Origin of the sequence: Vibrio sp. SG41-7 (genome assembly GCF_014164465.1) — a bacterium.
GTDB lineage: Bacteria > Pseudomonadota > Gammaproteobacteria > Enterobacterales > Vibrionaceae > Vibrio > Vibrio splendidus.
In genome coordinates this window covers 1-13,015 of record NZ_JACJFF010000139.1, presented here as the reverse complement: position 1 = coordinate 13,015, position 13,015 = coordinate 1, and the positions used below count along the sequence as shown (strand labels likewise).

Here is a 13,015-nt window from a genome sequence, read left to right as displayed (position 1 = left end):
AATTCGATGAGCATATTGAATCGGCTCGCGTATGTAAGCTCGTTTCAGCACTCAAAACAGACATCGATTTGGGTTTCAATCTGCAAGATATTCGCTACGAAGCGGTGTCTTAATTCGACGTTACAAGCTCAATCACTAAAAAGCTAACCGATAAAACATATCGATTACAAATCAATAACTTAGAAACACAGTCATTAGAAAGTAGAAAAGCCTTAGTCTGAACTAAGGCTTTTTTGGTTTCAGTTAAGGCGAAACATGCCGCTTATACTGGTTAACTTCTATTTCTAGAATGACTTGCAGTAAAGAGTGGATTAGAAGCTATAAGCGATTGAGGCTTTGAAGTTACGACCTGCTTCGTAGCTGGTGTACTTATCTGAACCCCAAGAGATACCAAAGCCAGTATGCTCTGCGTACTTCTTATCAAGTAGGTTATCGACACCAAGATTCACTTCTAGATCTTTAGCAAACGTAGGTGTGTAAGCCGCCCAGATGTTATGAGTTGCGAAACCTGCGCGTTTAATTTCATCACCATCTTCATCCGTGTAATCATTACCCGGTACAAAGCGTGAATCCCAACCAAACACAAACTCACTGTTTATGCTGTAGTTAAAACCAGCCTTAAAGTTATGAATACCGGTTTTATTCATGTGGCTTGTCTTGCCATTTTTCAGGCTCTTTTGCTCGCCATCTGAGTACGAATGGTTAGCGTAAACACTTAACGCATCTAGCTCATAGCTTAATACCGTTTCAACACCCCACACTTCAACATCATACTGGTTAGCTAATGTTGAGTTGTTCTTGGTTGGGTGCATTTGATTATCAAGGTTGTAGGTGTAAGCCGTAAAACCTAAGATAGCGTAATCAGCCGCAAGCAAACGTGTTAGCTCGTAATCAAAGCCCGCTTCGTAGTTGTTACCCGTCATCGCCTTGGTATCAGACTGGTCAACATCAGGTGCTGCTTTCATCGTTAGCGTTTCTGGTAGTGATGCACCTTTAAACAGACGACCGTAACCTACACGAAGTTTTAGGTTATCCGTAGTTTGGTATTCACCCTTGAACTTTGGAGACAGCTGATCAAAATCACCCGTGTAAACACCGCCCAACTTGTGAACGTCGTAACGCAGACCCGTGGTTAAGCGGAAATCGCTGAACTCATACATATCTTGCACGTAAAGGCCGTAAGCGGTAACCGTGCCGCCATCCATGCCGTACTTCTTGATTTCGCCTTGCTTTGAACCGCTTTGGTAAACGCCATCGCCAGCATCAATCCATTGTTCAGCTTTGTAACCATCAAGACCGTAAGTAAGCTCATGCTCACCAACCCAAGAAATGTTACGAATGTCACCACCGATGGTTGTCACGTTATATTCACGATCTGGAATAGCAATTTTACCGTCTTTAATCCAGTCGCCGTTCGCGTCTTTGTCCCAAGCAGTATCAACTAGCGCATCACGCTCCATGTACTGACGGTTGTAGTAAACATTGGTTTTCAGATGCACCAGATCACTACCCGCATCGTATTCATGTTGCAGAGTCACTGTATCGCGATTTAGTGAGTGGTAGTTGTGTTCATCATCAGCATACAGTGCACCGGCCTTCTCACCAGAAAGTTGACGCTTACCGCCATCGTTATAACGGTTGAAGGTCAGTTTAAATTCGTTGGCATCGTTCGGGATGAAAACAACCTTAGCCATACCAGATTTAAGCTCGCCCTGCTTGGACGTTACAGCTTCCTGATCAGGAATATGTAGATCACCATCTTCTGAGTAGTTTGCAATACCCATGAACTGTAATTTGTCGTTCACTTTTGCATACACAGCGACATTGGTTGCGAAACGCTCATAAGCCGTTTGATAGCTCGTTTTTACTCGTGCACCGACACTTTCGCCCGGCTTAAGAAGATCGCTAGGATCTTTGGTTTCGTAGCTAAATGAACCGTTAATCGCACCAGAACCCGAAAGTGCTGAGTTACCGCCGAGTTCAATTTCAGCACGCTTGAGCATCGCAGGGTCAATCGCCTGATCGCCCGAGTGGTGAAATAGCTGACCTTCTTGACGAGCACCATCAATGGTCACAACAGCAAATTTGTCTTCCATACCACGTACATAGACTTTACGTGAGTAGCGTGCGTTTCCGTCTACCGTTACGCTAGGCATGGTGTTGAGAACATCTTTGATGTCCGCTGCTTGTTTCTTTTCAAGGATATCTGAATTTATTTCTGTCTGAACAAGTTGATCAAGAGCGGAACCGATAACGACAACGGTTTCTGTTTCGTCTGCAGCAAGGGCAGTAAATGAAGTCAAGGCAACCGTAACGGCCACTGATAGTGCTTTAAGTTTCATATTGTGTTTTTATAGTTTATAGAATCAAGTAAGGAGGCGTGAATATTACACACTTTGAATGATAATTCTTATCATTTACATTCTTTACTTACATTCACTTACTTTTAATAAAATCACTTTTAGCTAAGATGTTCTTGTTGTAAAACTGACTAGTTTTGCCGCTGAATTATTAAATAAACCCTTCTTCGTATCATCCCTGAATTAGGTAGCCGTAAGTCTCGATCTCTTACGGCTTTTTTAGGCCTCAATCGCAGAAGTTAATTACAAATCGGCGACGATAACCAAACCGTTTGCCAAAAACGTCACCGTTCACATAACCAAACTACAGATACAAAAAATGCCCCTTAAAGGAGCATTTTCTTTATCACTGACACACTAATGTAAATATTAGTACGGTGAGATATTCGAAAGCGACTGAATATGCACCGTGATCTCTTCGCGATCGTGGTAAAGGTGCTTCGCCTGCATCTTGAATTTAACTTTGTTATCAATCAGGAACTGTTTCAGGTTCTCGATATCCTGCAATACTTCATCGTAACGGCCTTTCATTGGCAGTTTAAGATTGAACAGTGCTTCTTTCGCCCAGCCTTTGATGATCCACTCACCCATTAAGTGAGCAACACGAGCTGGCTTCTCAACCATGTCACAGATAATCCAAGTCACGTTCTTACGGTCAGGTTCAAATTTAAAGCCATCCACCATATGGTGCTTGATTTGACCCGTTTCCATTAGGCTGTCCGCCATCATGCCGTTGTCAACACAGTGAACGAACATAGAACGCTTAACCAGTTGGTAAGTCCAACCACCTGGACACGCACCCAAATCTACACCCCACATACCTGGAGCAAGACGCTCATCCCACTCATCACGAGGGATGAATACGTGGAACGCTTCTTCTAGCTTCAATGTAGAACGGCTTGGCGCATCTGATGGGAACTTCAAACGAGGAATGCCCATAAAGAACTGTGAGTTGTTAGTTGGGTAAGAGTAACCCACCAAGCAATGACCCGGAGCGATAAAACATAAGTGAAGCACAGGCTTCTTAACATTGTCTTTCGCTGTCATCAGGCCTTTACCACGCATAGCTTGACGCATTGGCACGGTAAACTTACGGCAGAACTTCAAAAGCTCTTTCGCTTCATTGGTGTCTGGCGTTTCAATACGGATATCGCCACAACGTGGGAAACCTTCTTTCTCAGAAAGCGCCTCAAGAATTGGAGAGATACGATCATCAGTCGGCAGATCTTTGATTTCAGCTGCTACCGCGATCATTTGACGAGCAAAGATCAGCGATTGGAAGTCGATCTCTTTAACCAATTTATCGGCTTCGCCTGCTTGATAACATTCAAACAATACAAAGCCTGTATTGTTCTTTAAGCGAGGAAAACCAAACACTTCCAGTTGTGTTGCCTTGTCTTGAATTTCGCCAGCACATTCTTTTTCAAAACCAGAGCGACAATAAAGTAGTACGTGTTTCACTGAGTTACCTCTTTTATATTCAAAGCAGCGAAGGAGAAGACTCCCCAACCAATGATAAATAGTAGACCACCAAACGGAGTGATAGGGCCAAACCATTTTATTCCTGTCAGTGCCAAGCCATAAAGGCTGCCACTAAAACAAAGGATGCCGATGATAAAGCAAATTGCCGCAATGAAAAAATATTTTTGTGATTTAGCGCCAAGTTTCATGTGCAGCAGAGCGCCACACGCCAATATCGCCAAAGTATGGATAAACTGATACTGAACACCCGTCTCAAACACGCCTAGCAGATACTCAGGTAAAATAGCTTTCAACCCGTGAGCCGCGAAGGCACCAAGCATCACAGCAATCGCGCCAGAGATACCTGCAAACGTGAGTAAATACTTACTTCTCATCGAGTACCCCTTTGATAAACGCCGACAGCTTCTCAACGGTTAAGGCAATATTCTGCTGCTCTGTGTAACCAGAGCTCTTACGAGGCTTAAAGCTGTGATCACCGTCTGGGATAAATTCAACACGAATAGAATCCGACAGGTCGAAATCAGCAAACTCTTCACGCTTACCAAAGGTATCGCGCTCACCCTGCAAAATAAGACATGGCTTTTGTAACTCAGCTAAGTGCTCACCTTTGTACTTCTCTGGCTTACCTGGAGGGTGGAAAGGAAAGCCTAAACAGGCCATCGCTGCCACCTTATCAACTTCAGACAAATGGCTCGCCATACGCCCTCCCATCGATTTACCGCCAATCACAAGCTTATCGGCATCGCACTGCTTAATGATGTCTTGGTAAGCTTCAAGCAGCTTAGGGGCTCTGTCAGGTGGACGACGCTTGCCATCTTCAGCACGTTTAATCATGTAAGGGAAATTAAAACGAATCACTCGTATCCCTTTAAAGGCTAACCCTTTTGCCACCGACTGCATGAATTCATGATCCATACCTGCGCCAGCACCATGTGCAAAGACAAAGGTGATTGGATTGTCTTCACCGTCAATGATGACGTTATTCATCGAGTAAATCCTCTTGTTCACTTTGCGCTTTCGCTAGCATCCAATCGCGGAAGGTGGCGATACGGCCCATATCGGCTTGTTTCTCATGACAAACCACATAGAAGGCATTCTTGCTCACCAACACTTCGTCAAAAGGCGCAATCAAACGACCCGCTTCGATTTCAGGTTGCGCCAACACGTTGTTACCCAGTGCAATACCTTGGCCGTGAGCTGCCGCCTGCAACACCATGGTTGAGTGACTAAAGATAGGACCGTGATTGACGTTTACCCCATCGATGCCATTTTGCTTAGCGAACTGCTTCCAATCCTTTCGAGAAGTATCATGCAATAGTGTATGGCATGCCAAATCGCTTAGAGATTCTAATGGTTTGGTACCAAGCAACACTGAAGGTGAGCAAAGAGGGATCAAGTATTCTTGATAAAGCTTATCGGCTCTAAGCCCCGACCAATTGCCTCGACCATAATAAATAGCTACGTCTACGTCATCGGTCAGCGAGCCTTCATCCATATCAACGGCTTTAATTCGTACGTCGATATCAGGTTCTTGCTGATTAAAGTCTGCAAGCCTTGGCACTAACCATTGAATGGCAAAGCTTGGCGGTAAGCTGATGGTCAATGCGCCCTTCTCACTTCGCTCAAGCACTTTATCCGTCGCTTCTGCCAGTGATGTAAAAATATCTTTGATGTCTAAGAAGTAGCTCTGACCTTCTTCAGTCAGCAGCAAAGAGCGATTTCTTCGACGAAACAGCTTCAAAGACAAGAATTCTTCAAGCGCTTTAATCTGATGACTCACTGCAGCTTGAGTAACAAACAACTCTTCTGCAGCGCGCGTAAAACTCAAGTGTCGAGCAGCGGCTTCGAACACTCTTAGCGAGTTTAATGGGGGTAATCGACGAGACATAGGTACTCTCTAAATAAGCATTAGTTTTTTTTATCTGAAACATTATAATTTGTCCATTGCCTAGCGGCCAGAGAAATTCTATATTTCATCCCGCAGTAGCTAGCCTGAACGGCTTGATTCTCTCTAGAATCAATTGGTTTAGCTCCTGCGATGTTGTGTTTGCAAACTCGTTCTTTTCGAGTTGGGTAGAGTTCTACCAAATGTTTTGTTGCAGTTCTATACTGAAACGAGACATGTACTTCCTGTATTTATTTTGACCTGTCTGTCAAATTTGTTTACACCGCCTTATGGGCGGTGTTTTTTTATGTGCAAAGAAAAATAACAACAAGTTTATCAATAGCTGTGCTAATTAATCTTTGTTATTTTTCATCGTTAATCACAGAATCAGACACCCACTCAAATAATCAACTGAACACATACAAATAGAACCATTGAATAGCACTAAAAAGTAACAGAGTTCCTCAGATACTCACACTTCTTCGGTCACCTACAAGCCAACTTAAACCCCATCATTTCAATCTCAGAGTCTCAAGAAAGAGCATGATGATAACTCGACAAACTCGCGCCTCTTACTGCCTACTGTAAAACATTCACAATAGAAAATAAAAAAGCCGCTTACTTTTCAGTAAACGGCTTTGTAAAATATTCGGCTACTCTATACCACTATGGGCGGTAAACCTTCACGTTATGGAAGCCTTGCTCTTTTAGATAAAGTGCCTGTAGACGGCTCATTACACCACGGTCACAGTACAGCAAGTACTCTTTTTCTTGGTCCAAGTCACCAAACTGAGTCGAGAGCTTGAAGAACGGGATATGTTTAATTTCAACACCATCGATCTCTAGTGGGCTTTCGTCTTCTTCGTCTGGGCTACGGATATCAAGAACGATAGCGTGCTCAGCAACAGCTTGAACTTGTTCAACTTCCGGCGCTTGCTCTTGGCTCTCTTTCTCGATGTCACGGATATCCATAACTCGAGCGTTCTCGATCACTTGCTCCAGCACTTCAAAGTTAAACTTAGCTTCTTCTGCTTCTAATTTGCCTTTCTTCGCTTTCACTGTTGGCTTCTTAGAAATAACACCACAGTACTCAGGCATTACTTTCGCGAAGTCTTCGGTGCCAATCTTACGAGACAGGTCGATAATGTCTTCTTTGTCCCAGTTAATAAGCGGACGAAGGATCAAAGTATCGGTCACGTTGTCAATGTGGCGAAGGTTAGTTAGCGTTTGGCTAGAAACCTGACCTAATGCTTCACCGGTTACTAGGGCTTCGATACCGAAGCGTTCTGCAACCATACCACCAGCACGCATGAACATACGCTTAAGAACCACGCCCATTTGGCCATCTTCAACGTTCTCAAGAATCTCTGCGACTACCGGTTCAAAATCGATAGAGATGAACTTCACCTTTGCCGATGAGCCGTATTTATCCCATAGATAATGAGAAACTTGCTTAACACCAATTTCGTGCGCAGGGCCACCTAGGTTAAAGAAGCAGTAATGCACTTTAGAACCACGTTTGATGTGTAAGTAGCTTGAAACGCCAGAATCGAAACCGCCAGAGATCAAGCTAAGCAGATCTTCTTGAGTACCTAGAGGGAATCCGCCTAGGCCTTTATGACGTTCAATAACTTGGTTTAGCTTTTCGTTCTCGACTTCAACTTTAACGGTAATATCTGGATTTTTCAGTTTTACTTTTGCTGATTCAACCGCTTGGTTTAAACCACCACCTACGTAGCGTTCTAGCTCAATAGAAGTAAAGTCATGTTTACCACGACGCTTGGCTCGCACAGAGAAAGTCTTGCCTTCAATAAGAGCACCGCTTCGTTCAAGAACTTGCTCGTAAATATTGTGCAGGTCTTTAAATTCTGATTGCTGAACCTCAAGGGAGTGATGAATACCCGGAGTTTGCGTCAATACTTCGAGTGTTTCTTTAAAGTACTTGTCGCTCTCAGACGTCACTTCGATGTAGTCACGGCGGTTGAAGACAGCCACAGACTCAGTACGACGCTGAAGAATAGTACGAATATTACGTTCTAGAATCTTTGTGAAGCGCTTACGCACCGATTCACTTTTAATAAAAATTTCCGGATGAGGCTTAACAATAAATTTCATAGTACTTTCACGCCAATAAGGTTCACAAATTTTAGTAGGTTCATCACCACGTAAAAGGTCATTTCACATAGTTATTGAAGCAATAATAGATCAATATTAAATCTAAGGGCGCGAATTATACATGAGAAAGTGAAGCAAGGAAAAGAGTGGTTGCTTTAACCCGATAATTAAACCGCCTGTTATTAAAAGTAGCAGGTTTCAAAACGACATAAATACCGCTGAGAGCATCATTGAAGACCAGAAAACAAAAAGCCCAACCTCATCATAAGGTTGGGCTTTCGACGCTATCTACAGACTAACGTATGTGTATCTAACTAACGTCTGTATATCTAACGTATGTGTACCTGAAGACTAATCGCTGTCTCTCTGCCTACTACTGACCAATAACAGGTACTTCATCACTGTAAAGCGGCTCACCCTGCATAATGCTGATTTCAACACGGCGGTTGAGACTACGCTGCCATTCAGTATCGTTCGGCTCTACTGGCTCTGTGTCGGCCATACCGCGCACTCTCAAGCGTTGATGAGAGAAGCCACGTACCTTTTCCATCTCTTGAGCCACAGACACCGCACGCTGCGATGACAGGTCCCAATTAGAACGATAAAGCTCTGAATCAAGTCTCTGATTATCGGTGTGGCCAGAAATACGAACAATACCTGGTACATCTTTTACCAATTCAGCCACCTGTCTAACCAATGGTCGAAACTTAGGTTGTAGGAAAGCAGAACCCGACGGGAACGCGCCTTTCTCACGAATTCGAATGACGATCTGCTGGCCAAGGTTTTCCACCTCAATCGCGCCTTGGTCGATCTCTCGCTCCAACGCTTTCTTGATACTTTCCATCAAGGTTTCCATCTCTTGCGATTGAGCTTCGGCTTGCTGTTGCTGTTGGTCTGACTCAGAGTTTTGATTGTCGTGAGTTGAAACCTCTGGCGACTTGCCTCCCGTCATCTTGCCTTGGTCACGCATTGTGCCGCCAGCACGCTCAGATTCACCTTCATGAAACTCAAGCGTTTGCTGCGTAATATCAATCGTCTGCTGCATGATCACATCAATCGGTGTCGGCTCTGGGCGACCAGGACGGAACTCTTGTGCAATGATGCTGGTGCCTTTAGGAATGTCTTTCACTTCCAAGCGGTTTTGCACACCAAACGCAAATTTCATCGATCCAGCGATCTGTTTGAACTTCAGTACGTCCATCTCAGAGAATGAGAGCAGCAGTACGAAGAAACACATCAGCAGTGACATCAAGTCAGCAAATGTCCCCATCCATTGAGGTAACCCCGGAGGAGGACATTTACATGGATTTTCTTCATCCATCTTCAAATCCTCTTACGCGGGTTCACCATCAATCGTGCGCTTACCTTCATTGAGGTAGCTCTTGAGGTAACCATCGATAACTCGTGGGTTCTGACCATCTTGAATCGCTAATACACCATCCATAACCAAACGACGGTTGAGTGTCTCTTGGTCACGACGCAGCGCAAGCTTGTCCGCAATTGGGAAGAACACCATGTTCGAAAGAATTGCACCGTACAGGGTCGTTAAAAGTGCTACCGCCATCGCAGGGCCGATCGCTTTTGGATCATCCATGTTAGAAAGCATGGCAACCAAACCAACCAAGGTACCAATCATACCCATCGCGGGTGCTACATCACCAAATGCAGAGAACACCTTCGCGCCCTGCTCATGACGTTCTGTGGTTAATGCGATGTCTTTTTGCAGTGCAGCACGCACCACATCACCATCATGGCCATCTACCAATAGGTCGATGCCCTTTTGCATGAAACTGTTGCTGATTTCCATCTCTTCAAGTGCCAAGAAGCCACCTTTACGTGCTGCATCCGCCATCTCTACCACTTTAGCGATAAGATCTTCAGGCTCATCGGCCTTAAACATAAATGCTTTGCCAGCGATTTTGGTTGCTCCAAAGAATTGTCCCATGGTGAACTTCATTAGAACAACAAACGTTGAACCACCCACCACGATCAAAATGGATGTCGTGTCATAGAACATCCCGAGGCTTCCACCTAGGATCATTGCCATGATTACAAAGGCAAATCCACCAATCAAACCTATTAGGGTTGCTAAATCCACTGAGCACTCCTCATGCTTTTTTGTAGCTCTACGTCGACGATAATCTTTTTATCGGCCAGACTATAAGATCTTTTAGTAAATTCTTGGCCTAAATATCACACTTTTCGTTTTTGAATCACAATTATTGGCTTACTTTGCTCTTATCCTTAGCGCATAAACTCGATAAAGCTAAGGTTATTCAACCAAAGTGAGTTCAAGCCCCTTAAAAACGAACTTTCTAGCAAAATTTCTTGGTTACATTTGACCATCTCAGCGGCCTAGGGTAACGTTCGTTCATATTTCCAAACGCAGATTTATTATGGCTACTAAGAAACCTGAAAATATGAGCTTTGAAGCGGCTATCGAAGAGCTTGATGGCTTGGTTGATCAACTAGAAAATGGTGATCTAGCTTTAGATGATGCGCTGAAAAAGTTCGAACGAGGCATCTCCCTCGCTCGTGCTGGTCAAAGTAAACTAAACGATGCTGAACAGCGTGTTAGCATCTTACTGCAAAATGATGAAAATGCAGAACTTAGTGACTTTAACCCACAACCAGAATAACGAATTGTATGAGATCCCCTATGATCGAGACTTTATTGTCTTATCAAGCACGTAATAACGAGCAGCTGAACCTTTGGCTTGATCGCCTGCCACACCAAAATCAGAACCTTATCAACGCGATGCGTTATGGGTTACTTTTAGGTGGCAAACGCGCACGTCCATTTCTTGTCTACATTACAGGGGAAATGCTCGGCTGTACCGCTGAAGAACTCGATACTCCAGCTTCTGCAATCGAATGTATTCATGCCTATTCTCTGATTCACGACGACCTTCCAGCAATGGATGACGATGAACTTCGTCGTGGCCATCAGACTTGTCACATCAAATACGATGAAGCAACGGCAATTTTAACTGGCGATGCCCTACAAACTCTCGCGTTTACTATACTTGCGGAAGGCACATTAAGTGCTGACGGGGAAAGCAATCGCGTTCGAATGATTCAACGCCTAGCAGAAGCATCTGGTGCACAAGGTATGTGCATTGGACAAGCTCTTGATATTGAAGCTGAAAACCGGTTTGTCACGCTAGAAGAGTTAGAAGAAGTTCACCGTAACAAGACTGGCGCTCTAATGAAGAGTGCGATTCGTTTAGGTGCTCTGGCTGCTGGCGAAAAAGCGTTTGAAGTGATGCCTCAATTAGATAAGTACGCCGATGCAATCGGGTTAGCCTTCCAAGTTCAGGATGATATTTTAGATATCATTAGCGATACCGAAACTTTGGGTAAACCACAGGGCTCTGACCAAGATTTGAACAAAAGCACCTACCCTTCTTTGTTAGGTTTAGAGGGCGCTCAAGAAAAAGCGCAAACTCTGCTACAGGAAGCGCTTCAAGCTTTGGCTGCAATCCCATACAATACCCAGTCACTCGAAGAGTTCGCCCGATACGTCATCGAGCGCAAGAACTAAGACAATAAGCGCGCATTACCTATGACTCTTGATATATCAAAGTACCCAACTCTTGCTTTGGCTGATAAGCCAGAGGATTTGCGTCTACTTCCAAAAGAGACGCTTACACAGCTTTGTGATGAATTACGTACCTATCTTCTTAACTCGGTGAGCCAGTCAAGTGGTCACTTAGCGTCAGGCTTAGGTACAGTAGAGCTAACCGTTGCTCTGCACTATGTGTACAACACGCCTTTTGACCAATTGGTTTGGGATGTTGGCCACCAAGCCTATCCACACAAGATTCTTACGGGTCGTCGCGACCGCTTGTCGACTATCCGTCAAAAAGATGGACTGCACCCATTCCCATGGCGTCAAGAGAGCGAATACGACACTCTATCTGTTGGTCACTCTTCAACATCGATCAGCGCCGGACTTGGTATGGCGATCAGTGCGAAGAAAGAAGGTAAGAACCGTAAAGTCGTGAGTGTGATTGGTGATGGCGCGATTACCGCAGGTATGGCCTTCGAAGCCATGAACCACGCGGGCGATATTCATAATGACATGCTGGTTATCCTTAACGATAACGAGATGTCGATCTCTGAAAACGTCGGTGCTCTAAACAACCACCTCGCTCAAGTTCTTTCTGGCAGTCTTTACACTTCAATTCGTGAGGGTGGCAAGAAAGTGCTATCAGGCGTTCCGCCGATTAAAGAGCTGGTTCGTCGTACAGAAGAACATTTAAAAGGCATGGTTGTCCCTGGCACCATGTTTGAAGAGTTAGGTTTTAACTACATTGGTCCAGTTGATGGTCATGATGTCAATGAGCTGATTAAAACGCTGAAGAACATGAGAGATCTTAAAGGTCCTCAGTTCCTGCATATCATGACGAAGAAAGGTAAAGGCTACGAGCCAGCTGAGAAAGATCCAATTGGCTACCATGGCGTACCTAAATTCGATCCTGCACATTCAAGTCTGCCTAAGAGCACCAGCTCTAAACCAACTTTCTCTAAGATTTTTGGCGACTTCCTGTGTGATATGGCCGCTCAAGATCCTAAGCTAATGGCGATAACGCCAGCAATGCGTGAAGGTTCTGGTATGGTGCGTTTCTCGAAAGAGTATCCAGAACAGTACTTTGATGTAGCAATTGCTGAGCAACACGCTGTGACGCTAGCAACAGGTATGGCGATTGCGGGTGACAAGCCAATTGTGGCTATCTACTCGACGTTCTTACAACGTGGCTACGATCAACTGATCCACGATGTTGCCATCATGGATCTACCGGTTATGTTCGCTATTGACCGTGCAGGTCTTGTCGGTGCCGATGGTCAAACACACCAAGGTGCGTTCGACTTAAGCTTTATGCGCTGCATTCCAAACATGGTGATCATGGCACCAAGCGACGAGAACGAATGTCGCCAAATGCTTTACACCGGCCACCAGCACACAGGGCCAAGTGCCGTTCGTTACCCTCGTGGTAATGGGATGGGTACTGAGATTCAAAGTGAGTTTACCGCTCTTGAGATTGGTAAAGGTCGTATCGTTCGCGAAAGCGAAAAAGCAAAAGATGGCTCGAAGGTCGCTATCCTAAGCTTCGGTACTTTCCTTGAGAGTGCACTTCAAACGGCAGACGCTATCGATGCGACAGTTGCA

General features: G+C 44.6%; 11 protein-coding genes and 1 pseudogene. 4 read left to right on the top strand and 8 right to left on the bottom strand.

What is annotated here, in order from left to right; translation table 11 throughout:
* Positions 1-113 (top strand): annotated as a pseudogene (locus H5300_RS22955) (flap endonuclease Xni); the annotation flags it as partial.
* Positions 114-311: 198 nt separating this feature from the next.
* On the opposite strand, the gene H5300_RS22950 reads toward H5300_RS22955, so the two are convergent.
* The 8 genes from H5300_RS22950 to pomA all read right to left on the bottom strand — a co-directional run bounded on the left by H5300_RS22950 (position 312) and on the right by pomA (position 9,940).
* Entirely contained in the window at positions 312-2,342 is a 2,031-nt protein-coding gene (locus H5300_RS22950; protein ID WP_182796981.1) for a TonB-dependent siderophore receptor, read from the bottom strand.
* Between the two features lie 387 nt (positions 2,343-2,729).
* A complete protein-coding gene (gene rlmM / locus H5300_RS22945; RefSeq protein WP_004734383.1) occupies positions 2,730-3,821 on the bottom strand; it encodes a 23S rRNA (cytidine(2498)-2'-O)-methyltransferase RlmM in 1,092 nt (363 codons plus the stop codon).
* On the bottom strand, positions 3,818-4,216 hold the full coding sequence (locus tag H5300_RS22940) for a DUF423 domain-containing protein (protein ID WP_029406321.1): 399 nt from the start codon (positions 4,214-4,216) through the stop codon (positions 3,818-3,820). Before H5300_RS22940 ends, rlmM begins: the two co-directional genes overlap by 4 nt.
* Positions 4,206-4,829 (bottom strand): alpha/beta fold hydrolase, encoded by a 624-nt coding sequence (locus H5300_RS22935; protein ID WP_102490564.1) that lies wholly within the window; start codon positions 4,827-4,829, stop codon positions 4,206-4,208. The genes H5300_RS22940 and H5300_RS22935 overlap by 11 nt, the downstream gene beginning before the upstream one ends.
* Positions 4,822-5,730 (bottom strand): transcriptional regulator GcvA, encoded by a 909-nt coding sequence (locus tag H5300_RS22930; RefSeq protein ID WP_017080068.1) that lies wholly within the window; start codon positions 5,728-5,730, stop codon positions 4,822-4,824. The genes H5300_RS22935 and H5300_RS22930 overlap by 8 nt, the downstream gene beginning before the upstream one ends.
* Before the next feature lie 663 nt (positions 5,731-6,393).
* The gene (gene thiI / locus H5300_RS22925) at positions 6,394-7,842 is read right to left on the bottom strand and encodes a tRNA uracil 4-sulfurtransferase ThiI (protein WP_065606073.1); all 1,449 of its coding nucleotides are present in this window, start codon (positions 7,840-7,842) and stop codon (positions 6,394-6,396) included.
* 373 nt (positions 7,843-8,215) lie between these two features.
* Positions 8,216-9,163 carry a flagellar motor protein MotB gene (locus H5300_RS22920; protein WP_004734407.1) on the bottom strand — a complete coding sequence of 316 codons (948 nt, stop codon included), beginning with the start codon at positions 9,161-9,163 and terminating at the stop codon, positions 8,216-8,218.
* A 12-nt stretch (positions 9,164-9,175) separates the two neighbouring features.
* Positions 9,176-9,940: a flagellar motor protein PomA gene (gene pomA, locus H5300_RS22915; protein WP_004734406.1), complete on the bottom strand. Its 765-nt coding sequence runs from the start codon at positions 9,938-9,940 to the stop codon at positions 9,176-9,178.
* 298 nt (positions 9,941-10,238) lie between these two features.
* On the opposite strand from pomA, the gene xseB reads away from it, so the two are divergent.
* The 3 genes from xseB to dxs all read left to right on the top strand — a co-directional run.
* Positions 10,239-10,481 (top strand): exodeoxyribonuclease VII small subunit, encoded by a 243-nt coding sequence (gene xseB / locus H5300_RS22910; protein ID WP_004734405.1) that lies wholly within the window; start codon positions 10,239-10,241, stop codon positions 10,479-10,481.
* A gap of 20 nt (positions 10,482-10,501) precedes the next feature.
* A complete protein-coding gene (gene ispA, locus H5300_RS22905) occupies positions 10,502-11,386 on the top strand; it encodes a (2E,6E)-farnesyl diphosphate synthase (RefSeq protein ID WP_182796980.1) in 885 nt (294 codons plus the stop codon).
* Positions 11,387-11,407: 21 nt separating this feature from the next.
* Positions 11,408-13,015: 1-deoxy-D-xylulose-5-phosphate synthase (dxs, locus tag H5300_RS22900; protein ID WP_182796979.1), on the top strand; the 1,608-nt coding region annotated here is incomplete at its 3' end.